23 protein-coding genes and 2 pseudogenes are annotated in these 26405 nt (G+C 56.7%); 14 read left to right on the forward strand and 11 right to left on the reverse strand.

The genetic code is table 11. From position 1 onward, the window contains the following. Positions 1-104: 104 nt before the first annotated feature. The 9 genes and pseudogenes from ACR0NW_RS09615 to ACR0NW_RS09655 all read right to left on the reverse strand — a co-directional run bounded on the left by ACR0NW_RS09615 (position 105) and on the right by ACR0NW_RS09655 (position 8664). Positions 105-598: pseudogene (locus tag ACR0NW_RS09615) on the reverse strand (IS6 family transposase). 113 nt (positions 599-711) lie between these two features. Then, complete coding sequence (locus ACR0NW_RS09620; protein WP_480791538.1) at positions 712-1965, reverse strand: BatD family protein; 1254 nt, start codon at positions 1963-1965, stop codon at positions 712-714. Next, positions 1962-3485: a VWA domain-containing protein gene (locus ACR0NW_RS09625; RefSeq protein ID WP_480791539.1), complete on the reverse strand. Its 1524-nt coding sequence runs from the start codon at positions 3483-3485 to the stop codon at positions 1962-1964. Before ACR0NW_RS09625 ends, ACR0NW_RS09620 begins: the two co-directional genes overlap by 4 nt. Further along, positions 3482-4468 (reverse strand): VWA domain-containing protein, encoded by a 987-nt coding sequence (locus tag ACR0NW_RS09630; RefSeq protein ID WP_480791540.1) that lies wholly within the window; start codon positions 4466-4468, stop codon positions 3482-3484. Before ACR0NW_RS09630 ends, ACR0NW_RS09625 begins: the two co-directional genes overlap by 4 nt. Further along, positions 4465-4938, reverse strand: a complete 474-nt coding sequence (locus tag ACR0NW_RS09635; RefSeq protein ID WP_480791541.1) for a DUF4381 domain-containing protein — start codon at positions 4936-4938, stop codon at positions 4465-4467. The genes ACR0NW_RS09630 and ACR0NW_RS09635 overlap by 4 nt, the downstream gene beginning before the upstream one ends. Next, positions 4935-5882: a DUF58 domain-containing protein gene (locus tag ACR0NW_RS09640; protein ID WP_480791542.1), complete on the reverse strand. Its 948-nt coding sequence runs from the start codon at positions 5880-5882 to the stop codon at positions 4935-4937. Before ACR0NW_RS09640 ends, ACR0NW_RS09635 begins: the two co-directional genes overlap by 4 nt. 9 nt (positions 5883-5891) lie before the next feature. Further along, the gene (locus ACR0NW_RS09645; protein ID WP_480791543.1) at positions 5892-6896 is read right to left on the reverse strand and encodes an AAA family ATPase; all 1005 of its coding nucleotides are present in this window, start codon (positions 6894-6896) and stop codon (positions 5892-5894) included. 681 nt (positions 6897-7577) lie between these two features. Beyond that, positions 7578-7874, reverse strand: a complete 297-nt coding sequence (locus ACR0NW_RS09650; RefSeq protein ID WP_480791544.1) for a DUF1330 domain-containing protein — start codon at positions 7872-7874, stop codon at positions 7578-7580. Next, positions 7867-8664, reverse strand: coding sequence for a GntR family transcriptional regulator (locus ACR0NW_RS09655; RefSeq protein WP_480791545.1), 798 nt, complete (start codon positions 8662-8664; stop codon positions 7867-7869). The genes ACR0NW_RS09650 and ACR0NW_RS09655 overlap by 8 nt, the downstream gene beginning before the upstream one ends. On the opposite strand from ACR0NW_RS09655, the gene ACR0NW_RS09660 reads away from it, so the two are divergent. The 8 genes and pseudogenes from ACR0NW_RS09660 to ACR0NW_RS09695 form a co-directional block, all read left to right on the forward strand. Further along, on the forward strand, positions 8663-9265 hold the full coding sequence (locus tag ACR0NW_RS09660; protein ID WP_480791546.1) for an amino acid synthesis family protein: 603 nt from the start codon (positions 8663-8665) through the stop codon (positions 9263-9265). The genes ACR0NW_RS09655 and ACR0NW_RS09660 overlap by 2 nt on opposite strands. After that, the gene (locus tag ACR0NW_RS09665) at positions 9237-10064 is read left to right on the forward strand and encodes an alpha/beta fold hydrolase (protein ID WP_480791547.1); all 828 of its coding nucleotides are present in this window, start codon (positions 9237-9239) and stop codon (positions 10062-10064) included. The genes ACR0NW_RS09660 and ACR0NW_RS09665 overlap by 29 nt, the downstream gene beginning before the upstream one ends. After that, complete coding sequence (locus tag ACR0NW_RS09670; RefSeq protein ID WP_480791548.1) at positions 10061-10996, forward strand: flavin reductase; 936 nt, start codon at positions 10061-10063, stop codon at positions 10994-10996. The genes ACR0NW_RS09665 and ACR0NW_RS09670 overlap by 4 nt, the downstream gene beginning before the upstream one ends. Positions 10997-11002: 6 nt before the next feature. Next, entirely contained in the window at positions 11003-12040 is a 1038-nt protein-coding gene (locus tag ACR0NW_RS09675) for an LLM class flavin-dependent oxidoreductase (RefSeq protein WP_480791549.1), read from the forward strand. 14 nt (positions 12041-12054) lie between these two features. After that, complete coding sequence (locus ACR0NW_RS09680; protein ID WP_480791550.1) at positions 12055-13518, forward strand: aldehyde dehydrogenase; 1464 nt, start codon at positions 12055-12057, stop codon at positions 13516-13518. A gap of 66 nt (positions 13519-13584) precedes the next feature. Then, positions 13585-15255, forward strand: a complete 1671-nt coding sequence (locus ACR0NW_RS09685) for a BCCT family transporter (RefSeq protein ID WP_480742193.1) — start codon at positions 13585-13587, stop codon at positions 15253-15255. A gap of 70 nt (positions 15256-15325) precedes the next feature. Beyond that, positions 15326-16774 carry an NAD-dependent succinate-semialdehyde dehydrogenase gene (locus ACR0NW_RS09690; protein WP_480791551.1) on the forward strand — a complete coding sequence of 483 codons (1449 nt, stop codon included), beginning with the start codon at positions 15326-15328 and terminating at the stop codon, positions 16772-16774. A 246-nt stretch (positions 16775-17020) separates the two neighbouring features. Then, positions 17021-17185 (forward strand): annotated as a pseudogene (locus tag ACR0NW_RS09695) (IS6 family transposase); the annotation flags it as partial. A gap of 524 nt (positions 17186-17709) precedes the next feature. Here ACR0NW_RS09695 and ACR0NW_RS09700 read toward each other — a convergent pair. Further along, a complete protein-coding gene (locus tag ACR0NW_RS09700; protein ID WP_480791552.1) occupies positions 17710-18057 on the reverse strand; it encodes a winged helix-turn-helix transcriptional regulator in 348 nt (115 codons plus the stop codon). An 86-nt stretch (positions 18058-18143) separates the two neighbouring features. On the opposite strand from ACR0NW_RS09700, the gene ACR0NW_RS09705 reads away from it, so the two are divergent. Further along, positions 18144-19235 carry an NAD(P)/FAD-dependent oxidoreductase gene (locus tag ACR0NW_RS09705; RefSeq protein WP_480791553.1) on the forward strand — a complete coding sequence of 364 codons (1092 nt, stop codon included), beginning with the start codon at positions 18144-18146 and terminating at the stop codon, positions 19233-19235. A gap of 125 nt (positions 19236-19360) precedes the next feature. Beyond that, positions 19361-19831, forward strand: coding sequence for a PaaI family thioesterase (locus ACR0NW_RS09710; protein ID WP_480791554.1), 471 nt, complete (start codon positions 19361-19363; stop codon positions 19829-19831). 303 nt (positions 19832-20134) lie between these two features. Here ACR0NW_RS09710 and ACR0NW_RS09715 read toward each other — a convergent pair whose 3' ends face one another. Next, the gene (locus ACR0NW_RS09715; RefSeq protein WP_480791555.1) at positions 20135-21022 is read right to left on the reverse strand and encodes a LysR family transcriptional regulator; all 888 of its coding nucleotides are present in this window, start codon (positions 21020-21022) and stop codon (positions 20135-20137) included. 94 nt (positions 21023-21116) lie between these two features. Here ACR0NW_RS09715 and acdA point away from each other — a divergent pair, with 94 nt between their 5' ends. Genes acdA through ACR0NW_RS09735 form a run of 4 tightly spaced genes read left to right on the forward strand, consistent with a single transcriptional unit; the run spans position 21117 to position 26341 of the window. Further along, positions 21117-22334, forward strand: coding sequence for a 3-sulfinopropanoyl-CoA desulfinase (gene acdA, locus ACR0NW_RS09720; protein ID WP_480791556.1), 1218 nt, complete (start codon positions 21117-21119; stop codon positions 22332-22334). Between the two features lie 8 nt (positions 22335-22342). Next, on the forward strand, positions 22343-23965 hold the full coding sequence (locus tag ACR0NW_RS09725) for a thiamine pyrophosphate-binding protein (RefSeq protein ID WP_480791557.1): 1623 nt from the start codon (positions 22343-22345) through the stop codon (positions 23963-23965). After that, a complete protein-coding gene (locus ACR0NW_RS09730) occupies positions 23952-25172 on the forward strand; it encodes a pyridoxal phosphate-dependent aminotransferase (RefSeq protein WP_480791558.1) in 1221 nt (406 codons plus the stop codon). Before ACR0NW_RS09725 ends, ACR0NW_RS09730 begins: the two co-directional genes overlap by 14 nt. Next, positions 25169-26341 (forward strand): CaiB/BaiF CoA transferase family protein, encoded by a 1173-nt coding sequence (locus ACR0NW_RS09735; protein WP_480791559.1) that lies wholly within the window; start codon positions 25169-25171, stop codon positions 26339-26341. The genes ACR0NW_RS09730 and ACR0NW_RS09735 overlap by 4 nt, the downstream gene beginning before the upstream one ends. Positions 26342-26405 lie beyond the last annotated feature (64 nt).

Consider the following 26405-nt stretch of genomic DNA (forward strand, 5'->3'; position numbering starts at 1 on the left):
TCTGAGCGTTGAAGATTGGCATCTGACCGCTGGTTATGCGGCCAAGGTTTTGGTGGGTTCCGTCGCAATTTTTGAAGGCCGAATAGGTTGAGCAGTCGGGTCGACTATCCAGCCAATTGCGCGAACTGCTGAAACGGGCAGAGTCCAGGCGTGAATTGACCCTTGCGGATCATGTTGACCAACTCGATGCCATCCAGGACAGATGCGGCTGAAGCGAAGGATTTGAAGCCGAGCATGGGCCTGATCCGTCGTTTGAATAAACGATGGTCTTGTTCCGGCGTTTGGACAGCATGAAGTCAAGAGTTTTGCCGTATTTGTCGATGGTTCTATAGAGGTAAACCCATTCACCTTTAACCTTCACATACGTTTCATCCATACGCCATGAACGGTCTGTGGGGCGTTTCCGATACCGTGCGGCATCAGCTAGGAGACCAGCGTATCGACTGACCCAACGGTTCAGCGTTGCGTGATCAAGGTCTACACCACGTTTCGCCATGATTTCTTCCAGATCGCGGTATGATACGCCGTAGCGCAGATAGAAGAAGACTGCATGAAGGATCACATCCTTTGGGAAGTGCGCGCCTTTGAATGAAACCATCTTCTCTGCACTCCCAAGTTGAAATTCGGGTTGCCGGTATCACAAGGGTTTCAATTCAAACAGAGAGCTCAAGAAATTTGCGACAGAACCGTTTGCAATACATCCACCAATTCTCAGTGTCTACGTGCAGATGCGTTCAGGTCAGGCAACGTCAGGTCCGCTGAGTTTGCGTGGTGCAGGCGGCGGCTCTGCCTGCGAAGGTTGGTGAACTCTGTAGACAGCTCAGGCCAGACGGCCCGGGCTGTGTCAGGTCGCGCCGAATATGAGCATGCACCGATCCGTGCAATTGCGTCGTCCAGTGAGGCGATTGACGTGTTCGGGACATGCAGCTGCCATTTGGTCAATGCGTCGAATGTTCGGCCAAGATCGCGTTGCTTGATGGCGGCGTGGACCTGCCGTGCGTCATAGGGTTCTGAGTTTTGCCAGTAGACGCGGGCGCGCCGCACCGCACTGCGCAGGACCCGTTGCAGCGCAAAGCCTGCTGTCCCAAGGATCAACAGGCCGAGGCCACCGAAGATCAGCAGGATGACAGGCGCTCGTTGCTCTGCCTCAGGTGCTGCGGTCCCTGTAATAGTCAGATCTGCGCCGCTCAACATAGCGGTTTCAACGGCACCGGACTGCAGATTGAACCATTTGGCTGTGATTTCGGGCAGTGTGATATTATCGGGTTCAACGGCGAGATAGGTTACGGTTTCCGTGCGCGTTCCGGATAACAAGCCCCGGTCCTGGTGTTCGGAAACGCTGGGGTCTTTGGGATATGCGCGCAACTGGTTCTGGTTGGTGTCCGGGATCAACTGCGGTATCAGAATAGGTGTTGTACCGGAAATTTCGGCAGTCACTGTCCGCACCAACGCATCACCCACATCAAACGCATCGGGGACGTCTAGCGTCTGCGACAGCGTGAATCCGTTTGCGATGATCAGAGGCGACAGGTCTGCGGCTGCATCCGGCACAATGGCCTGAAATCGAATTGGATCAGTATCAAGTTCGACCGTGACGGGCTCGATCCCGCCTGGCGTGGCATAGGTGACGCTGACCGTTTGGGCCGGTATTTCAAAGCCTCCTGCCCGCAGTGGATAGACGCGATAAGATCTTTGCACCCCCGACCAGGTCTCGCCGTTGACCGTTTCCGTGATTGGCCGTGATGCGCGCTGCGGTAGCCTCACAATCAACCCAGGCACTTCCAGTGACGGAAACTCGGGCGGTGCAGGCGTAAAGGTCGATACCAATACTTTCACCTGAACGATCAATGGCTGTCCGACGATCACCTCTGTTTCGGCCAGTTCAACGCTGATCAAGGGTGTGTCCTTCGCGACAAGCGCAACTGGGGACAGGGCCAGAATCAGGATCAGCAGCGTGCGTATCATTGGCCCCTCCGAGAGTTCTCCAGCAGGAACCGGCTGCGTAGAAAGTCACCCATATCAGTGTCGATTGCCTGAATCCATTGGTCGGTATTCAAGGGGGTGGCCTCTTCTTGCGGGGCATCGATCTGGGTGTCTGCGCCGCGTCCTGCTTCGTTGTCGAACACGATCTCGTCAGCACCAATCCCAGCTTCCTCACCGGTGTCCGACTGTTCACGCAGGTCTTCGACATACTCGATTATGGCCTTGGTGACGTTGATATTGTGGGCGGCCTCGGGAAAATCGGGCTGTCGCTCAAGCGCCGTTTCGAACGACTGGATTGCCGGGCGGTACTGGCGATTTTTAACCTGGGCCATGCCCTGAGCAAAGGCAGCATCGGCGGTGTCGAGCGGCTGGAACACGTCGATGGCCGCGTCGTATTGGCCAGAGCGGTACAAGGCATAGCCTTTCCACATCGGGTCCTGGAACAGGGAAGCGGCGTCGGCAAATCGTTTGTCCTGAAACGCGCGCCATCCTTGTTGGTCGGGGGTCAGAAACCAGTCGATCCAGCCTTCGGCATGCCCGGTGCCCGGTACAGTGCTCAGCCAAATGGCCGATATCATCGCCCCCCAGCGCATGGTCCAACCCCTCCGAAACCACAGGGCTACCAGAATGGCAATCGGCCAGAGCAGCACCCAGCCTCGGTCATTCCACTGCAACCGTTCGTCCGCCGCCAAGGTCGCCTGATGAACCGATCGGAGAATGCGCTCTATCCGCGCGATGTCAGAGCCATCAGGACCAAGCCTGATGACGGTGGCGTCCGCGACCTGATCCAGCTGAGGGATGATGATGGTGTCGGGCGCGGCAACCAAAAAAACAATTGGTGGGCGCGGGGGGTCGCGTGTTTGGTTCAATTCTGCCAGAACCGACGGGTTCAGATCATCTAGCGCAAACAGAATGGCACCAGGCGTGTCGCTGGTTGCCAGGATTTCGATGGCCAGTTCCAGAGCTGCTGCGGCGTCGTCGCCCTGAACCGGCATCACCTCTGGTGTGAGACTATCGATCAGGGGCCGCAGGATGTTCGGGTCCTCGGTCAGGGGGGCCACGCGATGAGCTGACCCGGCATAAGCGACCAGTGCGGTGCGCGCGCCTGCGCGCGCCTCGATCAGATCAAGGACCTTGAATTTGGCCCGTTCCAGCCGGGTTGGTGCAAGATCAGGGGTATTCATCGATGGTGCGACCTTCAGCGCCGCCACCAACGGGGCTGTTTCGGCGACCAATGGATTGGGAATACGGTTCCAGGTCGGCCCTGCCGTTGCAAGGGCCAGCAAGATCCCGGTTAATGCAACCATGTCAATCGGGTAAATCCGCCTGCGTGATCGGCGACCGACCTCCAGCGCCTGCGCCAGGTGGGGAGCGATGCCGGTGGATTGTCGCGTTCGGCCGGCGTCTTTGGGCCGAATGATCCACCACAGCGCCAGCATGGGCAGGATTGTCACCAGCCAATAAGGCCGGATGAAATGGAAGGCCTCCAAAGCAGCGCTCATGCCCGGCCCCTTCTGCGAGAGGTGATGGTCAGACCCACGGCAGTCACCACAATCAGCATAATGGCCAGGCCCATCGGAAGGTGGAAAAGACTGATCCGGGGCCTGAAACTCTGGGTTTCGATCAGCCGTGGTGTCAACGCGTCGATCTCAGCATAAACCTCTTCCAATGCGGTCTGATCATTGGCAAAGAAATAGGCCCCGCCGGTGGCAGAAGCGATGTCTTTCAGGGCGGTCAGGTCGACCCTGTCCTCGCCCGAGGCCTCTGGATCGCCGACCCCGATTGTATGTATCGTGACATCCCGCTCTGCCGCCACCGCAGCGGCGTTGGCAGGGGACATCCGGCTGCTTGTATCGGCCCCGTCGCTGAGCAGTATCAGAACGCGGTCGTCAACTTCGCTGGCGTCAAATGTGCGTAGCGACAGACCGATGGCATCGCCAAGCGCTGTATTGGGACCGGCCAGTCCAACCTCTGTCTGGTCCAGAAACCCCTGCAGGCTGGCAAGGTCTTCGGTGAAAGGCGCCTGCACATAAGCGCGGGTGCCAAAAATGATCAGAGCCATGCGATCGCTGTCACGGGTTGCGATGAAATCGGACAGGACATCTTTGACCGCTGCCAGCCGTTGCTGACGATTGCCGCCGGGGGTCACAAAATCTCTCTCGTCCATCGACCCCGAAATGTCGACAGCTAGAACGATGTCGCGGGCTGACGTTTCTATCACGACCGGCTCGCCCAGCTGTTCTGGCTTGGCTATTGCGAACACGATAAGCACCCAGACCATGCTGGCAACGGCCATCTGGATCCATGATCGGTCGAGAACGGCCGCGCCCGCACGTCCTTCGGCCCCGGCGGCGTGGGTGATCTGGCGGAAAAACGGGATGCGTATCGCACTGACCTGTTCCCGGTGGGGGGGAAGCAGGCGCCACAAAAGATATGGCAGAGGCAACAGACATAGCGCCCAGGGATATGCCAGTGCCACCGTCATGCGCGGGTTGATCCTGTGTGCAGGCGCACCCAGTCCGCAGCAACGTCACGCAAACCCGGAACCGCTCTGGCGCGTTCATAAGGTGCTGTGGACACAGCGCGCCCTGCGCCGTTTGCAAAGGCTGATCCAGGATAGGTGCTGTCCAGAAAGTCCAGCCACGCCTCGCCGGTCAGCGGAACGATCTTGTCCCGAGGAAAGGCGGCCAGTGCTGTGCGGCGCAGGATGTCGGCGATCGCGGCAGCGTCATCATCGGAGCGCTGCAATTCCGCCAGCGCAGCGCGCCGATAGGCGTTGGCACGCCAGCGTCGCCATAGCCATATACAAAGCATGACTAAAACAAGAGCCAGCCCGAGGAAAACAACTGTCCAGCCGGGCGTCTGCGGTGTCATCGAGACTGCAGGCGGTTGCGGGACGTCTTCCAGCAGGTCCAGCAATTCGATCAGGTTCTGCCCCTCAAATGTCTGGTTCATCGTGGCGCACCATGCCCAAGCAGCTGTGCAATCTGATCCAGTGCCGGACTGGACGTGGTCAGCGAAAGCAGAGGAAAGCCATATTTCCGCGACCAGGACTGGACACTTTCAATTCGCCCATGCAGGAACGTTTCGATCCGGTGGCGCGTATCTGCCGTTCGGGTGTCAATCTCTGCCTGCAGGCCGCTATCGGTCACCGTCACTTTCAGATTGTCAGGTAAACCCAGGGTCGTAAAATCCGAGACATTGAACATGATCAGATCATGTGCCCGCGCCAGAGCCGAGATTAGTTTTTCGGTCTCGTCATCCACCCCGTCGAAGTCGGAAAACACCATCACCAGCGCGTTTGATTTGGCAATGCGTATTGCTGACCGCAGAACTCGGTTGATCGACGTCTCCTCGGGGATCGGGGCCTGTGCGGTCAACATCGCGTTGGCAGCAGCGATCGAGTGTAGAAATTGCTCCAGCGCCTTGTGGCTGCGTTGTGGGCGGTGCTCAGCCATCGTAGTGTCGCCAAAAATCAGGCCGCCAACTCGGTCACCTTGCGCCAGTACGCGATGCGCTGCCAAGGCGGCTGCTTCGGCGGCGATCACCGATTTCATGTAGACAGAGCTGCCAAAAAACATCGACATGCGCTGATCAACCAGCAGCAGAGTGGGGCGGTCGCGCTCTTCGGTGTAAACGCGCACATGGGGCACCCGGGTGCGTGCCGTTACTTTCCAGTCGATGGTGCGGATGTCGTCGCCTTCTGAATACTCCCGCAGCTCTTCAAAGTTCAGGCCGCGGCCCCGTAGTTTTGAGGTGTGCCGGCCGTTCAGGATCGAATGCGCAGGCTGGCGCGGCAAAAAGGACAATTTGCGCGCGCGCTCGCCCAACTGCCGCAAGCCCGCGATATCGACGTGAACACGTGGATCGTTCGGCATATCGGTCGACGAAACAGGCACAGGCAACCCCTATGGCAAAGCGACGTGAGACAGCATCTGGTCGATCACATTATTGGCAGACACGCCATCGCCCAGAGCTTCGAAACTGAGCGTCAGCCGGTGACGGAACACATCATGGGCGATGGCGCGAACATCCAGCGGGTCGACATAGCTGCGCCCATGCAGCCAGGCATGGGCGCGGCTGCATTTGTCCAACGCAAGCGAGGCACGCGGGCTGGCCCCAATCTCGATCCAGCGCGCCAGATCGGCACTGACGGGCTTGGGTGTTCGCGTGGCATAGACCAATTCTGCCATATACCTTTCGATCGCGTCCGAGACGTGGATCTGAATGATTTCACGCCGGGCCTGAAACACAACGCTCTGGGGGATGTTTTCTGTTTTGTCTTTGGGTTGCTTGGGTTGGCTCGCTTTGGCTTCCTCGCTCCGAACCAGCCGTATGACCTCAACTTCGTCTTCGATCGGCGGGTAGGTCACGTTAACATGCATCAGGAACCTGTCCATCTGCGCCTCAGGCAAGGGATAGGTTCCTTCCTGTTCGATCGGGTTTTGCGTCGCCATCACAATGAACAGTGGTTCCATCTTGTGGGTGGTTCCAGCAACGGTGACCTGTCGTTCCTCCATCGCTTCGAGCAGTGCCGCCTGTACCTTGGCCGGGGCCCTGTTGATTTCATCGGCCAGTACAACGTTGGCGAAAATCGGACCCGGATCGAAACGGAACGCGCCACCGTCATCGGTCTGATAATAGACTTCGGTTCCGGTGACATCCGAGGGCAGCAGATCGGGTGTGAATTGAATTCGGCTGAATTTGGCGTCTAGATTTTTGGCCATGGCCTTGACTGCGCGGGTTTTAGCCAACCCGGGCAGACCCTCGATCAGCAAATTACCATTGGCCAGCAGCCCGATCACAAGCCTGTCAATCACATCCCGCTGACCGATAATGGACGCGCCCATGCGGTCGACAAGTTGCGAGATCTGGTCCCGCGCGAATGATGTACTGGAATGGTCGTTGGTCATGCTGAGTTTACTCACAATTTGAACAGTCTAATGGTCTGACCGTCAGTGAATTTTCTGGTGGAATAATTTTCAATTTCAAGTGTCTTGAGGCGTGGGCCTCTGCGACAAAACCCCTGGAAATCAGCTTTAGCCATCGCTGGTACAGGACTTTTCCGATTCGAAAGGTCTTTTGTAAATTGATACCTGCACAGCGGAAGAAAAGCTATCTTTTCGGTGGGTTGGCTCTGGAAATGGTCGATTTCCGTGACTGCGTCAGTGGTGTCGGCAACTGAAGCTCGTCCACAAGGAAAGCTGTCAGCCAATCAGACGGCTGCATCCGCAAATGGCTCTTTTGCGAAGTTTTGAACATTTACCTTCTTGGCGATAGCGCCTTTTTGACAAAAGGCATTATCCAGTTGAAGGTTGGTATATGATTTCTTCCAGATCGCGGTATGACATTCCGTAAGGGACGTATTAGAACACCGCGAAAAGGGTCACGGCCTTTGGATACTGTGCGCCCTTGAAAGAAATCATGAACCGACTTTCGGCTTCAAAATTTCTATACCCATTCACTCGAAGCAATTTTGGACGTCAACAGTTGATAGGTTGCAATAGATCCCTTTGACGTTTGAGCTTTTATGTGTGCTATCTGAAGTAATTGCGAAGAACACGCTTTGAGTGCTGTTCTATGCTGATGGGTGATCAAGCGACACCTTTAATCAGAGCAATGTCAGCCAGGCACGCTCCGGAACGTTTTGCTCGCGCGGCACGGTATTCGTCCGAATCGTAGCAGGCACGGGCCTGTTCTATACTATCGAATTCGATGATGACCCTTCTTTGCCATTTTTGACCTTCAAGAGTTTCCGCTTCTCCGCGCGCAAGGAATTTGGCACCATATTTTCGGAAAGCTTCCGGCGCGATGGCCTGATAATCCTGATATGCATCCGGGTTGGTCACGGTTACGTTGGCGATCCAATAGCCTTTGACGGTTTCAGTCATGAGAATTGTTCTCTTCTTCGGCAAGCAACCGATCTGCGATTGCGGTTGTATCATCCAAATGAATTTCGACGGCGGCACGCGCGGCGTCTGGATTTCCGGAAACGATAGCTTCGCAAATCTTTTCCATATGCTCAATTCCGGGCAGCGCGCGATCAGTGGCTGACAGCGTCATCATGCGCAGTCGGCTGATCCGACCATTCAGGCGCTGAACGACATCCCAGGCGATGTAGTGACCAGCGCCATCAAAAATCTCTGAGTAGAAATCGGCGGTGGCGCGGAAGATAGCGCCAGGTGTTCTGTCTGAGAATTCTTGTTTCAAACGCTTTAGTGCATTTTTGAGAGCACGAGCACGTTCAGTAGTGATATTGCATGCACAGTTTTCTGCGGCGGCTGTCTCGAGCAAGCGGCGAATATCATAGATCTGCCGCGCATCCTCGCGGCTCATGGTGGCCACGATTGGGCCTCGGCCCGGTAGAATTTCTACCAACCCTTCAGCTTCCAAATATCGAATGGTTTCACGTATCACTGTTCGGCTGACACCCAATTGGTCACACAGCGGGCGTTCGACAAGTCTTTGGCCGGGCTCAAATAATCCTTCGATGATTGCTTCACGCATGCGCTCCTGAACCATGTCTCGCAGGGTGGCTGGCGGGTGATCGATTTTCGCTAACTTCGGTGTGCTCATGACAGCGACGCTATCGTGATGGAGTTTACTGCACAAGGTATTATTGACAGGTGGTATGTTGGTATACCATGTTACAGCGCAACGAATCGCAAGGAATACCGTCATGCCCGCCGAAATCCGCAAAACACTACTGCACGTTGAAAACACCCTGATCGAAGGGGGGAAGGTCGCAGAGCAACCGCTGAAGATGATTGCAGCGGTCGCAGTGATACGGAATCCGTGGGCTGGCCGTGGCTTTGTGGACGACCTGAAACCCGAGATTCATGATTGCGCGCCGGGCCTTGGCAGCCTGCTGACCGACATGGTGCTCGATGCCGCCGGTGGCGGGGATAAGGTCGAAGGGTACGGCAAAGCTGCGATCGTTGGAGTCAACGGCGAGGTCGAGCATGGTTCGGCCCTGATCCACACCTTGCGCTTTGGTAACTTTTATCGCGAGGCGGTCGGTGCGAAATCATATCTGGCGTTCACCAACACGCGCGGTCCGGCAAATGCCGCGATGCAGATCCCTCTAATGGACAAGAACGATGGCGGTCGGCGCAGCCATTACCTGACCATCCAGTTGCAGGTGGCAGACGCGCCCGCACCGGATGAGATCATGATCGCGCTTGGTGCCTCGATTGGTGGTCGCCCACATCACCGTATCGGTGACCGTTATCAGGATCTCAAGGAACTGGGCCATGATGTCGACAACCCTGCAGCTGTCTGAGCCCTTCGGCACGGTCGCCTATCGCGAGACGGGTTTATCCCACGCCGGGCAAGCTGCCCCCGTTGTGCTGATCCATGGCGTGGGGATGCAATCGGCAGCCTGGCGCCCTCAGATCGAGTTCCTCGCACAGACGCATCACGTGATCGCGTTGGACATGCCGGGGCATGGTGGCAGTGACCAGATCCCCGCAGGGTCTGAACTGCCGGTGTTTCTGGATTGGTTGTTGGCGGTTTTGGATGCGCTGAAGCTGCCGCGCGTCAATATTGCTGGCCATTCAATGGGCGCGCTGATTGCGGGCGGTTTTGCTGTGCGCAACCCGCATCGGGTTGAACGGGTCGCGTTGCTGAACGGGGTGTTCCGCAGGGACGCGGCCTCAAGCAAGTCCGTGATTGAGCGCGCAAAACTAATCGGAACCGGAACTTTTGACGTCGAAACCCCGCTGCGGCGTTGGTTTGGCGATACACCTGTCGAACAGGCCGCGCGTGACGACGTTGCGGCTTGGCTTTCAGCCGTTAATATCGAAGGCTACGCCACCGCCTACAACGCCTTTGCACGCGGTGATGCCCTTTATGCGGAAGGGTTCGGTACAATTGCTTGTCCTCTTCTGGCCCTGACCGGAGATGGCGACCCGAATTCGACCCCGGCCATGTCCTACGCAATGGCGGAGGCCGCGCCGAAGGGGACGGCCATCGTGATCGAAAATCACCGGCACATGGTGAATCTGACTGCGCCGGAAACCGTGAATGCAGCTTTGGAAACCTGGTTGCAAACCCCATCGGAAGAGGTTGACCCAAAATGATCGAATTCGACCCGCGCATGCTGAGCAACCCGCGCGCCTTGCGCAATGCTTTTGGCACCTACATGACCGGCGTCACAGTCGTGACTGCGCATGATGAGAGCGGCAACCCGCTGGGTTTTACAGCAAACTCATTTGCTTCGGTCTCGCTTGAGCCCCCTTTGGTGCTGGTGTGCCTCGCCAATACATCAAGCAACTATGAAACCTTCGCGAACACGTCGAAGTTCGCGATCAACATTCTGTCCGAAGGCCAGATAGAGGTGTCGAACACCTTCGCTCGCCCGGTCGAGGACCGGTTTGCGACTGTTGACTGGCTGCCTGGCCCCAACGGATCGCCTATCCTTGATGACGTTTCGGCTTGGTTCGACTGCGACATGTCTCGAACCGTTGATGCAGGCGACCACTTGATCCTAATCGGTGAGGTCAAAGCCTTTGATCACAATATTGCACCCGGTCTGGGCTATGCCCGTGGTGCCTATGTAACCCCCGCCGCCGAAGCCAAGGCCCTGAGCAAACGGACCGGAATGGTCGTGTCCGCCCTGATCGAACGGGATGGGAAAATCCTGCTGCAGGGTGATGGCAATGGCCGCCTTACCATTCCGTCCACCGATGATGTGGCCGATGGTGCCAACGCGGCCCTGACCCGCCTGATCAGCGAGAGCGGCCTACAGGCGGAACCGGGGTTTATCTACTCAGTTTTTCAGGATGAAGCGCGCAAACTTCAACACATCTCGTTCCTGTGTCAGGCCGCCGATGGCGAACCGGAAAATGGTGTTTTCACCGAGATTAGCGGGTCCACTCTGATGGATATCGCCGATCCGGCCATCTGCACCATGCTCGAGCGGTTCGGCAAAGAAAGCCGCATCGGAAATTTCGGGGTGTATTACGGAAATGAGGTGAGTGGCGAAGTCAAACCACTTACCGCTGGGAGCTAACTTGGCATGAAATTCTCACTTTTTGCGCATATGGAGCGGATCTCTCCGGATCAGGATCAGAAGCAGCTGTATGATGAGTTCATTCAGCTGTGCAAAATCGCCGACGAGGGCGGGATGCATGCGGTCTGGACCGGTGAACATCACGGGATGAACTTTACCATCGCGCCGAACCCGTTTCTGAATCTGGTAGATGTCGCGCGTCACACCAAGAACGTGCGGCTGGGGACCGGTACGGTGATTGCACCATTCTGGCATCCGATCCGTTTGGCGGGTGAGGCCGCGATGGCCGATATCATCACCGAAGGGCGTCTGGATCTTGGCATTGCCCGCGGTGCCTACAGCTTTGAGTACGAGCGCATCATGCCTGGCATGGACGCTTGGGAAGCCGGTCAGCGTATGCGCGAGCTTGTGCCCGCCGTGCAGAAGCTTTGGCAAGGTGACTACGCCCATGAGGGTGAGTTCCATCAGTTTCCAAAGACCACCTCTGCGCCGTTGCCGATACAGCAGGATGGCCCCCCGATCTGGGTCGCGGCGCGTGATCCGAACAGCCACGAGTTCGCGGTTCAGAACGGCTGCAACGTTCAGGTGACGCCGCTTTGGAATGGCGATGATGAGGTGGAAGACCTCATGTCCAAATTCAATGCGGCCTGCGAGAAATTCCCGGAAGTTGCGCGGCCGAAGATTATGCTGCTTCGCCATACCTATGTGGCCGAAGACGAAGCGGATGTGAAACAGGCGGCGATCGAATTGAACCGGTTCTATTGCTATTTCGGCGCCTGGTTCATGAACAAACGGGAGATCACGCAAGGACTGATCGACCCGCTGAGCGACGAAGAAATCGCCGCGCATCCGTTCTATACACCGGAAAACATGGAGCGTGATCTGGTCATCGGCACTGCCGGTACCGTCATCGACCGCCTGCGCAAAAGTGAAGCGCTTGGATACGACGAATACTCGTTCTGGATCGATTCAAGCATGCCGTTCGAACGCAAGAAAGCCTCGCTAGAGCGGTTCATCAAAGACGTCATGCCGGCGTTTCAGTAAGGGATTGGCGTAAAATGCAGCAGTTTCAACAGTATATAGGCGGAACATTCTCGGATGGTGCAGGGCAATTCGACAGTTTGGACCCGGCAACGGGCCAGGTCTGGGCCCAGATGCCCGACGCGAGTGCCGAGGACGTCAATCATGCTGTTGATGCCGCTGAACAGGCATTCTTTTCGCCCGAATGGGCGGGGATGACCGCAACGGCGCGCGGTAAGCTGCTGCACCGGCTGGCCGACCTGATCGCGGAAAACGCACCACGTCTGGCCGAGTTGGAGACCCGCGACACCGGCAAGATCATCCGCGAGACATCGGCGCAGATTGCCTATGTAGCCGAATACTACCGGTACTATGCGGGGCTGGCCGACAAGATCGAAGGCGCGCATCTGCCGATCGACAAACCGGATATGGAGGTTTGGCTGCGGCGTGAACCAATCGGTGTTGTGGCCGCAATCGTGCCGTGGAATTCCCAGCTGTTCCTGTCGGCGGTCAAGATTGGCCCGGCCCTGGCAGCGGGATGCACGGTTGTCCTGAAAGCGTCGGAAGAAGGGCCCGCGCCGATGCTGGAATTTGCGCGCATCTTCGATCAGGCCGGGTTTCCTAAGGGCGTATTGAACATCATCACTGGTGGTCCTGTGGCAGGAGCCACTCTGACCAGCCATCCGAAAGTGGCCCATGTCGCCTTTACTGGTGGGCCGGAAACAGCGCGTCACATCGTGCGCAATTCGGCTGAAAATCTGGCCTCGACCTCGCTGGAACTGGGTGGCAAGTCCCCGTTCATCGTTTTTGAGGATGCCGATATCGAAAGCGCCGTAAATGCGCAGGTCTCCGGAATCTTTGCTGCCACCGGCCAGAGTTGCGTCGCGGGCTCGCGCCTCGTTGTACAGGCCTCGATCAAGGACGCGTTTTTGGCGCGGCTGAAGGAAAAGGCCGAAGCCGTCATCATCGGTGCACCCGATGATATGGCGACCGAGGTTGGCCCACTTTGTACAAAGCGTCAGCGGGACGTCGCGGTCGATCTGATCGAGCGGTCGGTTGCGCAGGGCGCCAAGCTGCTGACAGGTGGTAAGCCCGTCAACAGAGACGGGTTCTTTTTTCCGCCGACCATTCTGGATTGCTCGAACGTGCCAGATGCGGACAGTCTGACCAACGAATTTTTTGGACCTGTTCTGTCTGTGACCTCGTTTGAGACCGAAGCAGAAGCCATTGCAATCGCAAACAACACCAAGTTCGGGCTGGCCTCGGGCCTCTTCACCCAGAACCTGACCCGCGCACATCGCATGATCCGTGCCATTCGGGCGGGCATTGTCTGGGTCAACACGTATCGCGCCGTCAGCCCCATCGCTCCGTTCGGAGGTCATGGTCTTTCAGGTCACGGGCGCGAAGGCGGTCTGCAGGCTGCGCTGGACTACACCAAGATCAAATCGGTCTGGCTGCGCACCAGTGACGATCCGATCCCGGATCCGTTTGTCATGCGCTGATCTGAAACTCTTCACCGCGAACAAGGGCAAGCGGTGCGTTTATCTGTCAATGGGAGGAATACCAACATGGCTGACATCCAGCCCCCCAATAGTGGTGACCATCTGGTCTCTGACAAGGGGATATTCAAAGGGTTGCACAACGGGATGAGCATCGCTTCCAAAGCGATGGTCGCGGCCTTTGTGCTGTTCACAATTCTCAACGTCGACTTCGCCAGCGGCGTCTACAAAGGCGTTCGTTCATGGGTCGAGGGCGCGCTGAGCTGGTACTATATCAGTTCGGTCGTAATCCTGTTTTTTGTCTGTCTGTATCTGATGTTCAGTCGGTTTGGTTCAATTCGCCTGGGTGACGATGACAGCCGGCCGGAATTCTCCAACTTCTCATGGTTCGCCATGCTGTTTTCGGCGGGCGTTTCCATCGGCATCCTGTTCTTCGGTATCGCTGAGCCATTGTTCTACTTCGACAATGCTGCGGGTTGGGGCTACCCAAACAACCCGTTCGCCGATGCCGCCGGACATACCGAGATGAACATGCAGCGGGCCGTTGATGCGGTGGTCGTTACGAATTTCCATTGGGGCCTGCATGGCTGGGCGATCTATACAATGACCGGCTTGGCGTTGGGGTATTTTGCGTTCCGCAAAAAGCTGCCGTTGACCTTCCGCTCGGCGCTGTATCCGATCCTGGGCGATCGCATCTATGGACCGGCTGGCCACGCCGTGGATCTGCTGGCTGTGTTTGGCACAGTGTTCGGTATCGCAACCTCCATGGGTCTTGGTGTCACGCAAATGGCCGAAGGGCTGAACGTTCTGTTCAACACGGGCACGAGCACCATGCTGAAGGTCGGGTTGGTCGTCGGCATCTCGATCGTTGCGACCCTGTCGGCGGTTTCGGGGATCGGTAAAGGCATCCGCATCCTGTCGGAGTGGAACATCATCCTGTCGATCCTGCTGGTTCTGTTCTTCCTGTTCGCAGGTCCGACCCAGTGGCTGATCGGCTTTTTCATGAACGCCATGGGTGACTATGCCACTGGTCTGTGGTCGATGGGGTTCTGGACCGCGTCCGAGCCTGGCGACGTTGCCTGGCAAGGTGCGTGGACCATGTTCTATTGGGGCTGGTGGCTGAGCTGGGCACCCTTTGTGGGCATGTTCGTGGCGCGTATTTCCAAAGGGCGTACAATTCGTGAATTCATGCTGGGCGCCATGTTCGTTCCCACCACCATGGCCTTCATCTGGATTTCGATCTTCAGCGGCAACGCACTGTTCATAGAAATGAACGCCGCAGATGGCGTTGGTACCGCTGGCCTGATCGAAATGGTCAACAGCTGGAACCTGGGCGGTACGCTTTACGGCACGATTGACCTGCTGGCCTCAAATGGCACGCTGTCCTGGTTGATCTCGGCACTGGCCACCTTCCTGCTGGCGACGTGGTTCATCACCAGCTCGGACTCGGGCACTCTGGTCGTGACAACGATCTTGTCCATGGGCAATGCGCACCCGCCGAAACTGCACCGCGTCGTGTGGGGCGCTGCACAAGGTCTGGTTGCTGCCGTTCTTCTGATCGCTGGTGGCCTGTCTGCCCTGCAGACCGCCGCCATTGCAGCCGCACTTCCGATTTCGATCCTCGTGGTCCTGATGGCATGGGGTGTCATCAAGTCCCTCTACGAGGACAGCTCGGCTACCACGGTTTCGTCCGAGGTTGCACCGGATGGAACAGCGCTCGACGGTGATCTGCACGCCTGAGCCGGCGTCACCAACCAATTTGAACGGGCGGGGAAATCCTCGCCCGTTTGCAATCACACAGGAGACACCAATGCTGACTTTGAAGCGTGCCGATCTTTTGATTGAAGCGGCCTATTTGAACGGAGAATGGGCGGCGCGCGATACCCGGTTCGATGTCACGAACCCCTCGACCGGAGAGATTATAGCGCAGGTCACGGATTGTTCAGCCGCAGATGCACACGCGGCCATTAATGCGGCGCAATCCGCGCAAAAGGGCTGGGCCACGCTGACGGGCAAGGAACGTGCCGCAATTCTGCGCAAATGGTTTGACCTGATGGTCACCAACGTCGACGATCTGGGTGCAATCCTGACAGCCGAGATGGGCAAGCCACTGGCCGAGGCCAAGGGCGAAATCATGTACGGCGCCAGCTTTGTCGAATGGTTCGGCGAAGAGGCCAAGCGTGTCTACGGTGATACGATCCCGGGCCATCAGCGCGATAAGCGTATTGTGGTTATGAAACAACCCGTTGGTGTCGTGGGTGCCATCACCCCTTGGAACTTCCCTAACGCGATGATCGCCCGCAAAGTGGCCCCGGCGCTTGCGGCCGGTTGCGCCATGGTGGTCAAGCCTGCTGCTGAAACGCCTTTGTCTGCTCTGGCGATGGCGAAATTAGGAGAAGAAGTTGGCATTCCTCCCGGAGTGTTCTCTGTGGTCACATCCACCGACAGTGTTGGCATCGGCAAGGCGTTCAGTGATAACCCCGTGATGCGCAAGATCAGCTTTACCGGATCAACCCGTGTCGGAAAAATTCTGATGCAACAAGGTGCTGATCAGGTCAAAAAGCTCTCGTTGGAATTGGGCGGCAACGCGCCTTTCATCGTGTGCGATGACGCAGATCTGGATAAGGCCATCGAAGGCGCGATGATCTCGAAATTCCGCAATGCCGGACAAACCTGCGTCTGCACCAATCGGTTCTATGTGCAGGATGGCATCCATGATGCCTTTGTCGATAAACTGACACAGGCGGTTGCTGCGTTGCCGGTTGGGGATGGCTTTGCCGATGGTTCTGCGATTGGCCCGCTGATTACACCGGCTGCGGTTTCCAAAGTCCGCGAACACATCGCCGATGCGGTGAACAAAGGCGGAGATGTCGCCACCGGTGGTTCAGAGCATGAATTGGGCGGTACCTTCTTTCAGCCGACCGTCATCACCGGTGCAACGCAGGATATGGCGGTCGCACGGGAAGAGACCTTTGGTCCGCTGGCGCCAGTGTTCCGGTTCTCAGAGATTGGCGAAGCCATAGCTGCCGCAAATGATACCGAATTTGGACTGGCGTCATACGTCTACACTCAGAACCTTTCGCAGGTCTGGCAATTCATGGAAGAGCTTGAATATGGCATGGTCGGTGTGAACACGGGCCTGATCTCTACCGAAGTGGCACCGTTCGGTGGCATCAAGGAAAGCGGGCTGGGGCGCGAAGGATCAAAATACGGAATCGAAGACTATCTAGAACTGAAGTACTGCTGCTTGAGCGTTTGAGACTTAAGTTGGAAAGTACTGGGCGATTGCTTGAACCAGGTGATCGCCCAATTCAAATTCGGTCGGTACAGAATGCAGTGTCGCGATTTTTTTTGGGGTGATCAGAAAGGGGTTCTATCGCAAACATTGAAGCAACTGTCAGCCCAAACGCAGTTCTGATAGCTGCGTGCTCGGATAAGACAGGAGCAAACCGTGACGATCTCATTCAAGGGTGCGCACTTTCCGAAAGATGTGATCTAGCCAGCATTGTTCTTTTATCTGCGCTGTTCAGTATCGTACCGTCACCTGGAAGAAATCTTGGCTAAGCGAGGCGTTTCCGTCGATCATGCAACCTTAAACCGCTGGATTGTTATGTATTCACCGCTGGTTGCTGACCGAGCACGTCGTCGGAAACGTAGCTGCGATCGATCCTAGCGAAGGGATGAGACATATGTTCGGGTTAAAGGGGAACAGGATAACGTCCTTCGGATAATGCGCACCTTTGAAGCAGACCATGAGTAGGCTTTCAACTGCTGGCCATCAGGCCGTCAACTGCCAAAAAGATTGCAACAGAGCCAACGAGGTCGCCAACATGATCCGAAAGCGGCAATTCCCCAGCACTACGACATCCGGTTTTCGGCTGTTTGCTGACATCGTGGGACAAGTGTGTCCAGTAAGGCGCTGACTCTGGCCGCTCTAAAAGTTTGTGACACATCCGCCGTAGGTGAATGTGCCCCAATATATTGCTTAAAATATTTAAATTCGAACGTTCGGCTGTACGAACTGAACTTCCGTTTTATCCCGCATAGCGGACGTCACTCCCTATTGTTAACTTTCTAATGTCTGCATCGAGCCCATAGTGCAAATTTCTGCAGCGGTCACGAACGTCAGCAACCACGTATTCGACTTCGGCGCGGCGAATTGTTTGCCCATTGAGCCAATACTATCCAACCAAGCTAGCTCGGAGGGGTCTTTGGATCCGGCAATTTGCCCGCGTTCTGCACAGCCCAGTCGTGCATTTCATGTAAAAGGGGGATCAGGCTTTGGCCCAGTGGCGTGAGACTGTATTCGACATGTGGCGGTATGGTCTGGAAGTCTTTGCGAGAGACAAACCCCGTCTCCTGCAATTCGCTGAGCTGGCGCGTCAATGTACGATGGGTAATGCGCCCCAGATTGCGCTGGAGCTGATTGAACCTGCAGCTATCTTGCGCCAGCCAATAGATGATTAGCAGCTTCCAACGTCCTGAGATGGCCGAGATCAGCGCCTCAATCCGGCAGTGTTCTTCCGGCTCGTCCAGTTTCATTACAGTATCCTAAATGATCGTACTTGTTGGTTTGATCGCACATAGATAGCTAACGTTCCAAGCATCATGCCGCAATGGGGAACGCAATGGCCAAAAAGAAAATCGTGATCGTGGGAGGAGGCTATGTCGGGTTCGAGGTCGCCCAGAAATTGGACGCTTTTGCGGACGTCACCCTCATCGAACAACGCGAAGCCTTCGTTCAGCCGCCCGCCGCAATCCGTGCGCTGGTTGAGCCCACATTACTGGACCAGATCATTTTACCGTATGATAACCTGCTGAAATCAGGACAGGTCGTGCGGGGTCGCGCCGTTTCAGTCTCCCAATCAGAGGTCACTTTGGAATCCGGTGCAGTTTTTCCAGCGGACTTCGTCGTGATCGCCACAGGATCTTCCTATGCTGCCCCGTTCAAACCATCGGGCGACAGCGTCGCCGATTTCCGTCAGGCTAGCACAGAAATCAGCGCGCGGCTGGCAAAGGCGACTTCGATCGCGATTGTCGGGGCGGGTGCTGTGGGAACAGAGCTCGCAGGAGAAATTGCATCAGCGCTGCCGGGCAAATCCATCACCTTGATATCGTCTGACGAAGCCTTGTTTCCAATGTATCCGGCGAAGTTGGGCGCGCAGCTCAAACGCAAACTCGAACGCCTCGGTGTCACCGTTGTCTTAGGCCAAAGAGCGCAGGACCTGCGCCATATGGATCAGCCTTTTGAAGGAGCTGTGACCTTGACCGATGGTCGAGTGATCGAGGCTGATCTGGTGTTTCCGGTGATCGGTTCAAAACCCCAAACATCCTTGGTGCGAAACCTACCGGGCGCAAGCTTGGAGGAGTCGGGTCGAGTGAAAACCGACAGGTGGCTGCGCCCCTCAAACTATCCAAATGTCTTCGTTGCTGGGGATATTGCCGATGTAGGGGATGGCATGACGATTGTTGCAACAACCAGGCAGAACCCCTGGCTTGTAAAGATGTTGAAGAAAGTGCTGGGCGGCTCATCCGTTGAGGACCTGAAGCCCTATAGCCCCTGGAAGAAAGCGCCCATTTTGGTCCCGCTGGGTCCGGTCATCGGCAATAGCTGGCTTTTCGCTACAGTTGGTGATTGGACCACCCGTAAGATGAAAGGGAAAGAGCTTTTTATTCCCAAATATCGCAAGGCATTTGGCTTTGCGGACCTCAGAAAATAGCTCTGCCTATTAGGAACGTTCATTCGGCGCTCTTCTCAAAAAATAACGCGGCACTCCAGAACGTTGGACTTACTCCACATGCGTATGAGCCCCTTGTGGGCGTCCAAAAAGTTAGGAAATCCGGCATGACGGCCACTATCCAAACCAAGAACTATGGTGAAACGCTCAAGACAATGTCTGGCCTTGAGTTTCTAAAGCTCTCCATGGGAAAGGATTTTCCGCAACCCGAGATGGCCCGCACCATGAACTTCCGGTTGTCGGCGGTCGACGACGGAGTGGCTGTTTTGAACTGCATCCCAAGTGGCCGTCATTTGAATCATTTAGGTGCAGTGCACGGTGGCTGGGCTATGACAGTACTCGACGCGGCTCTTGGTGTGGCGGTTCAAAGCAAACTTCCAGCGGGCAAAGCGTTCACTACGCTTGAGACCAAAGTCAACATGGTGCGCGCTATTCGGCCCGACCATGGCGCACTACGCTGTGAAGCACACGCTGTACATGTGGGGGCGCGAACTGGCACTGCCGAAGCTCGACTATTGGGTGAGGATGGGACACTTTATGCACACGGAAGTTCTACGTGTCTGATTTTAGAAATCTGATCAAAACGATCATCCTCAGATCTATACCCGGTGTTAGCCTCCTAAGGCCTCTCTCCGGGCGGCATTGAGTTTATCGTATCTTGCGATCCCAGAGTTGCTATTTGAGATCGAAGCAACCGCAACAGCCTAAAACAGACCAAAGCGGCCATTGGAGGTAGCTTCCCAATTGGTCGCTTTGGGTTCTGTTGCAGTCTTTAGGGAACGATGAACTGTTTAAGCAATAGCAGCAATGGCCACCTAACCCGCACGTGCAGCGCGATACCTGCACTCAGCAAGAAACTTCGCAACAGAACCCTACGACAATCACTCAAAGCCTCGCTCATTGCGCCGGATCAGGTGAAACAAACCAGCAAGCGCCGCTTCGCGTCCCGCCAACGCGCCGTCGCGCGCTGTCGCAAGAACCAACTTTCGGGCCGAGGCTTGCGGAAGGCGGATACTTTTTACCTCGGCGGACTGGTATCGGACGACATCGGGCGCGGGCAGAAGCGTAAAGCCCAGACCTGCACAGACACATTCCATGATCGCTTCCAGATTATCGAGGACGATCGTCTCTGCCCCCTTTGGCCGTTCGTGCTCCAGCATTTCGCCAGCGATGAGTTTCCCGATCCCCGTGTCAGGCATGAAATGAAAAAACGGATGCTCACGCAACAATCCTGCAAGGCCCTCTTTCAGCAGCATCTCATGGGCCGCAAAAACAAAGGGTTCTTCCCTCAAGACCAGTTCTGTGAGCGCGTCGGGAACACCTTCGGCATCCGTGACCAGAGCGGCATCGAGTTGTCCGCTGACGACTTTCTCCTGAAGTGCCTTCGACAAACCGGTCTCGAACGCAAATGTCGCTCGCGGCGCATGTCGCTTGGCGTTTTTCAGGAAGTCAGGCAGCAGACGGACAGCTGCGGTCGTGACAAAGCCGATACGGAAATGTCCGACCAGTGTATCCGTGGGTCTGCAAAGATCGAGAAGCGTGTCCTCGCGTTGCAGAAGCGGGATCGCGGCCTCGACGATGGTCCGACCGATTGGCGTGAGGCGCGGCGGCCGCACAGACCGGTCAAAGAGATCGACGCCCAGCTCTGTTTCCAATGCTTTCATCTGCATCGAAAGGGCAGAGAGCGTCATATTCAATTGCTCAGCCGCTTTTGCAAAGGAACCGACCTTTGACACCCGCACCAGGGTTCTGAGAGAACGCGTCTGCATAACTTAAGAAACTCTGAATTTGATATCAAATCTTATTCGATTGTGCTGAATTTTGACAAGCGTATTCTAACAAAAAGAGAATGAGGGATATGCCATGACACATCCGCTTGTAAATGCCGCAAGAGAATTGGCGCCAGGATTTGAGAAACGTGCCACAGAGTGGGACAAATCTCGCGCTTACTGCTGGCAGAACGTCGATGAACTCGTCGATACCGGGATCATGGGGATGTCTATTCCCAAGGAATATGGTGGTCAGGGCGCAAGCTTCCTGGACGTCGCCATGGTGGTCGAAGAGATCGCCAAGGCTTGTACGTTGACAGCTCGTATCGTTGTCGAGGGCAATATGGGTGGCATCAGCGCTGTGATGGGCTACGGCAATGACGAGCAGAAGTCATTCTGCGCACCTCATGTGCTGGCCGGGGACAAACCCGCGATTTGCATCACGGAACCCGAGGCCGGGAGCGCTGCGACCGAAATGCAGACCACCGCCCGCAAACAGGGTGATCGATACATCCTGAACGGTACCAAGCACTGGATCACCGGCGGCGGGGTGTCGAAACTTCACCTGATTTTTGCTCGCGTCCTTGATGAAGCGGGTGTCGGGCAGGGCATTGGCGGCTTCATCCTTTTTGCCGACCCGATCACGGGCGAGATGCCAAAGGGGTTCACCGTCGTGGGCCGCGAATACACAATGGGCCTCTGCGGGATGCCAGAAGCAGAGCTTCGGTTCGAGAATGTCGAGATCGAAGAGAAGTGGTTGGTCAGACCGCCTTCGGGCCTCAAACGTGGTTTTGCCGACCTGATGAATGCCTACAATTCACAACGCGTTGGCGCAGGCACCATCGCTATGGGTGTCGCCGCCGGGGCGCTCGACCATGCCAAGCGCTATCTCCTCCAGCGTGAGCAGTTCGGGCGTCCGCTTGCGGAGTTTCAGGGCCTTCAATGGATGGTTGCAGATATGGACACGCAAGTGCATGCGGCACGGTTGCTGCTCCATGAGGCGGCGCGTTCGCGTGGCCCAAACGGCAGCCAATACCCTGACATGACAATGGCCGCCCGTGCCAAGCTCTTTGCCTCCGAAATGGCCATCAAGGTTGTTGGTGACGCGCTGCAAATGTTCGGCGCGCGGGGCTATAGCGATCGCGAACCTCTGGAGCGCATGTATCGGGATGTTCGCATGTTCACCATCGGCGGCGGCACGGCTCAGATCCTCAGAACTCAAGTCGCCGGGAACATTCTTGGCATCAAAACACCACAGACGCGTGACGGATATGCGCTCCTCACGACTCCAGCGTGCTTCGCGGCTGAATAGGAGGCCCCATGAAAACTAAAAAAGACCTTCGGGCTGCCGACCTTGTCGCGCGGCGGCTCTACGAGGCTGGCTGCAGGCATGCTTTTGGGATGCCGGGCGGCGAGGTGTTGACGATCGTCGATGCGCTCGAAAAGGCCGGTATCAAGTTCATCCTGTGCAAGCACGAGAACAGCGCCGGCTTTATGGCCGAGGGCGCGCATCACATGACGGGCGCGCCGGGTATTCTTGTGGCAACGGTCGGTCCCGGTGCCGTCAATGGCGTCAATGTTGTTGCCAACGCGCAACAAGACCGCGTTCCCCTGATCGTCCTGACTGGCTGTGTCGATGCGACCGAAGCCTTGACCTATACCCACCAGGTTCTCGACCATCAGGCGGTGTTTCGCCCCATCACGAAGGCGAGCTTCATGCTGACCGCCGATGGCGCGGACACAATTGCCGACAAGGCCGTTGCCATTGCAACAGATGGTCGGGATGGCCCGGTGCATATCGACGTTCCGATCTCCGTGGCCGATGCAAAACCCGGTCCAGTTGAGATGCGTCGTCGCGCGAAGGTGAGTGCCGTTGTTCCTGCGGAAGATGATCTCACGCTTGCCCGTTCGTGGCTGGCATCGTCAAAGCGACCCGTGATGATCGCAGGCCTCGATGCGCTCAAGGATAATGCAGGCGCCGCCATTTTGCGCTTTTGCGAAGCGCAGAACGTGCCGATCATCACAACCTACAAGGCCAAGGGCGTCATCCCTGAAGATCACCCTCTCTGCCTGGGGGGTGCAGGCCTGTCGCCCAAGAACGATGATATTCTGCTGCCCTTTGTGCAGCAGGCCGATCTGATCATTTGTGCTGGCTACGACCCGATTGAAATGCGGGTTGGGTGGCGCGAGGTCTGGGACGCAGAAGCCGTCAAAGTCATCGATATCTCGGCTGAGCCCAACACCCATTACATGCACCAGTCGAGCCTTCAATTCGTCAGCCATGTCGGGCTCACGTTAGATGCTTTGTCAGATGGCATTGCGATCACGCCGAGCTGGTCGGACGGCAGGATTGGCAAAGTGCGCGATGGCCTGACCACGGCCTTTGCCGAGACGGATGTGTGGGGACCTGGGGTGGTCATCGATATCTGTCGCGACAAGCTGCCAAGGAACACCATTGCCACGGTGGATTCCGGCGCGCACCGCATTCTGCTGTCACAGAAATGGCACTGCTACGCGTCGAAGGGCCTGTTGCAGTCCTCGGCTCTATGCACGATGGGCTGCGCGGTTCCGCTAGCCATGGGAGCCTCCCTGATCGAGCCCGAGCGCCCCGTTGTGTCCTTCTCCGGAGATGCTGGCATGCTAATGGTCGCCGGCGAATTGTCGACGGCGGCGGAACTCGGTCTCAAGACCATCTTCGTGGTCTTCGTAGACGCCAGCCTCGCGCTGATTGAAATCAAACAGCGGGGCCGACAGCTCAAAAACGCAGGCGTCGACTTTGCGAAACATGACTTTGCACGCTTGGCAGAGGCCTTTGGCGGCGCGGGATATACAGTTGGGTCAGCAGCGGAACTGAAGGACGCTCTTGCTGCTGCGCAAGACGCAGACAGCTTTACGGTCATCGCCGCCGTGATTGATCGGGGGGCTTACGATGGACGGATCTGATATGCGTGCCGACCGTTTGGCCGCAGTCGCGCCTTCGATGATCATGGGGCTTGTTGCGAAGGCGCGCGCTCTGAAAGCTAAGGGACATCCGATCATTGATCTTGGGATCGGAGAGCCTGACTTCAAAACGCCCGATCATGTGAAGGCCGCTGCGATCAAAGCCATTCACAATGATGAAACGCGTTACACCATCGTAGCAGGCACACCAGCACTCAGGTCCTCGATCTGCGACAAGCTCAAGCGTGACAACGCACTCGACTATGCACCAGACGACATCACCGTCTCGAGTGGCGCGAAGCAGGTCATCTACAACGCCTTTATGGCCTCGCTTTCAAAAGGGGATAAAGTGATCGTTCCGGCACCCTATTGGTCGTCTTACCCTGACATGGTGGCCGTCGCCGATGGCACACCCGTCATCGTGGATTGCCCGCAGGAAGATGGTTTTCTGCTGACGCCGGAACGGCTTGAAAAGGCAATCACGCCACGGACCAAATGGCTGATGCTGAACTCGCCATCCAACCCAACGGGCGGGGCATATTCAAAGGCGCAGCTCACGGCCATTGCGGAGGTGTTGCGTAGGCATCCCCATGTCTGGATTCTGAGCGATGATATCTATGAGCATCTGATGTTCGAGGGGCACCGCTTCGTCTCGATCCTGAATGTTGCCCCTGACTTGAAAACCAGAACCTTGCTCGTCAACGGCGTTTCAAAGGTCTTCGCTATGACCGGTTGGCGCATCGGCTATGGCGCGGGTCCCGCACCCCTGATCGCGGCGATGAATATGGTTCAGGGTCAGAGCAGCACACATGCCTGTTCTATTTCCCAGGCGGCTTCGGAGGCGGCACTTAATGGGCCGACCGACTTCTTTGCAAACCGCGCCGCAAGCTTCGAACACCGTCGCGACATCGCCGTTGATGCGCTGAACGCGATCGACGGCATCTCGTGCCTACGGCCGAAAGGTGCCTTTTATGTTTTCCCGCGTATTGAAGGGCTCATTGGTCAGATGACTCCTGACGGCGTCATCTTGACGGACGATACCGCCGTAAGCACCTGGCTTCTGGAAAAACACCATCTTTCAACTGTGCCAGGCACCGCCTTCGGACTGTCGCCTCATATCCGCATTTCGACCGCCGCCTCCGAGGAAGACCTTCGATCTGCCAGCGTGCGCATCAAGGCTGCGATAGGATCATTGAGGGTCGCAGCATGACCGGCCCGCTATCGGGCCTCAAGGTCCTCGATCTCAGTCGTATTCTCGCTGGCCCGACATGTACGCAGCTTCTGGCGGATTTGGGAGCGGACGTCATCAAAGTTGAGAACCCACGCACGGCTGGTGATGACACGAGAAGCTGGGGGCCCCCATTTGTCACAGGCGTCGATGGCAACGCATCGGACCTCAGCGCCTATTTCGTTTGCGCAAACCGGAACAAGCGCTCCGTCGCGATCGATCTCGCAAGCGCTGAAGGGCAACAGTCCGTCCGGAAGCTCGCGGCCCGATCCGATGTTTTGGTCGAAAACTTCAAACCCGGCGCGTTGAAGAAATATGGTCTAGATTACGACAGCCTGTCCGACGTATCACCAAGTCTTGTTTATTGCTCGATTTCCGGGTTCGGGCAGACCGGACCGAACGCCAGCAAACCTGGCTATGACCTTATGGCGCAGGCCTATGGCGGGATCATGTCGTTGACAGGCGCGTCGGATGGCGAGCCTATGAAAGTGGCTGTCGGCATCGCCGATGTGATGTGCGGCATGTATGCCTCGTCGGGCATCCTGGCGGCTCTGAGATACCGGGATGTCACAGGGCAGGGGCAGCATATCGATGTCGCGTTGGTCGATACCCAGATCGCCTGGTTGATTAACGAAGGTACCAACTATTTGATCGGTGGCGCACTCCCCGAACGCCGTGGCAATCAGCATCCTAATATCGTTCCATACCAAGTGTTTGAGGCCCGCGGCGGGCATGTCGTCATCGCCGTGGGGAATGATGCACAGTTTGCGCGGTTTTCCGACTGGTTGTGCAAGCCCGAATGGATCACCGATCCGCGCTTTGCCACAAACCCGGAACGTCTGCAGCATCGTGAGACACTTGTCGATCTGATCGCGACGGCACTCGCAGACATTCCAATCGAGGACATCATCGACGGCTTGGAGGCAAACGGAGTGCCTGTTGGCCCCGTAAACACTTTGGACCGCGTGTTTAAATCCGAACAAGTGGCGGCCCGCGACATGCGCATTTCTGTGCCGAGTGTGCATGCGGTTTCAGGAAAAATTGACATGATCGGAAATCCGCTGCGGTTCTCTAAGGCGCCTGTAAGCTATCGTCGTCCACCACCAAAATTTGGCGAACACACCGACGAAATCCTGAGTGAACTGCAATGACCGACGATATCTTCCCAGTGTCTAGCGCATTCGTGGCTGTTGACGTGCTTGGGTTTTGCGCGTG

The organism is Ruegeria sp. CF5, from assembly GCF_056537325.1.

Bases quoted from the DNA above. Each gene is read 5' to 3' on its own strand.
- ACR0NW_RS09620 (WP_480791538.1), bottom strand. From the start codon at position 1,965: ATGATACGCACGCTGCTGATCCTGATTCTGGCCCTGTCCCCAGTTGCG.
- ACR0NW_RS09625 (WP_480791539.1), bottom strand. From the start codon at position 3,485: ATGAGCGCTGCTTTGGAGGCCTTCCATTTCATCCGGCCTTATTGGCTG.
- ACR0NW_RS09630 (WP_480791540.1), bottom strand. From the start codon at position 4,468: ATGACGGTGGCACTGGCATATCCCTGGGCGCTATGTCTGTTGCCTCTG.
- ACR0NW_RS09635 (WP_480791541.1), bottom strand. From the start codon at position 4,938: ATGAACCAGACATTTGAGGGGCAGAACCTGATCGAATTGCTGGACCTG.
- ACR0NW_RS09645 (WP_480791543.1), bottom strand. From the start codon at position 6,896: ATGACCAACGACCATTCCAGTACATCATTCGCGCGGGACCAGATCTCG.
- ACR0NW_RS09650 (WP_480791544.1), bottom strand. From the start codon at position 7,874: ATGACTGAAACCGTCAAAGGCTATTGGATCGCCAACGTAACCGTGACC.
- ACR0NW_RS09660 (WP_480791546.1), top strand. From the start codon at position 8,663: ATGCCCGCCGAAATCCGCAAAACACTACTGCACGTTGAAAACACCCTG.
- ACR0NW_RS09655 (WP_480791545.1), bottom strand. From the start codon at position 8,664: ATGACGGTATTCCTTGCGATTCGTTGCGCTGTAACATGGTATACCAAC.
- ACR0NW_RS09665 (WP_480791547.1), top strand. From the start codon at position 9,237: ATGATGTCGACAACCCTGCAGCTGTCTGAGCCCTTCGGCACGGTCGCC.
- ACR0NW_RS09670 (WP_480791548.1), top strand. From the start codon at position 10,061: ATGATCGAATTCGACCCGCGCATGCTGAGCAACCCGCGCGCCTTGCGC.
- ACR0NW_RS09675 (WP_480791549.1), top strand. From the start codon at position 11,003: ATGAAATTCTCACTTTTTGCGCATATGGAGCGGATCTCTCCGGATCAG.
- ACR0NW_RS09680 (WP_480791550.1), top strand. From the start codon at position 12,055: ATGCAGCAGTTTCAACAGTATATAGGCGGAACATTCTCGGATGGTGCA.
- ACR0NW_RS09685 (WP_480742193.1), top strand. From the start codon at position 13,585: ATGGCTGACATCCAGCCCCCCAATAGTGGTGACCATCTGGTCTCTGAC.
- ACR0NW_RS09690 (WP_480791551.1), top strand. From the start codon at position 15,326: ATGCTGACTTTGAAGCGTGCCGATCTTTTGATTGAAGCGGCCTATTTG.
- ACR0NW_RS09700 (WP_480791552.1), bottom strand. From the start codon at position 18,057: ATGAAACTGGACGAGCCGGAAGAACACTGCCGGATTGAGGCGCTGATC.
- ACR0NW_RS09705 (WP_480791553.1), top strand. From the start codon at position 18,144: ATGGCCAAAAAGAAAATCGTGATCGTGGGAGGAGGCTATGTCGGGTTC.
- ACR0NW_RS09710 (WP_480791554.1), top strand. From the start codon at position 19,361: ATGACGGCCACTATCCAAACCAAGAACTATGGTGAAACGCTCAAGACA.
- ACR0NW_RS09715 (WP_480791555.1), bottom strand. From the start codon at position 21,022: ATGCAGACGCGTTCTCTCAGAACCCTGGTGCGGGTGTCAAAGGTCGGT.
- acdA (WP_480791556.1), top strand. From the start codon at position 21,117: ATGACACATCCGCTTGTAAATGCCGCAAGAGAATTGGCGCCAGGATTT.
- ACR0NW_RS09725 (WP_480791557.1), top strand. From the start codon at position 22,343: ATGAAAACTAAAAAAGACCTTCGGGCTGCCGACCTTGTCGCGCGGCGG.
- ACR0NW_RS09730 (WP_480791558.1), top strand. From the start codon at position 23,952: ATGGACGGATCTGATATGCGTGCCGACCGTTTGGCCGCAGTCGCGCCT.
- ACR0NW_RS09735 (WP_480791559.1), top strand. From the start codon at position 25,169: ATGACCGGCCCGCTATCGGGCCTCAAGGTCCTCGATCTCAGTCGTATT.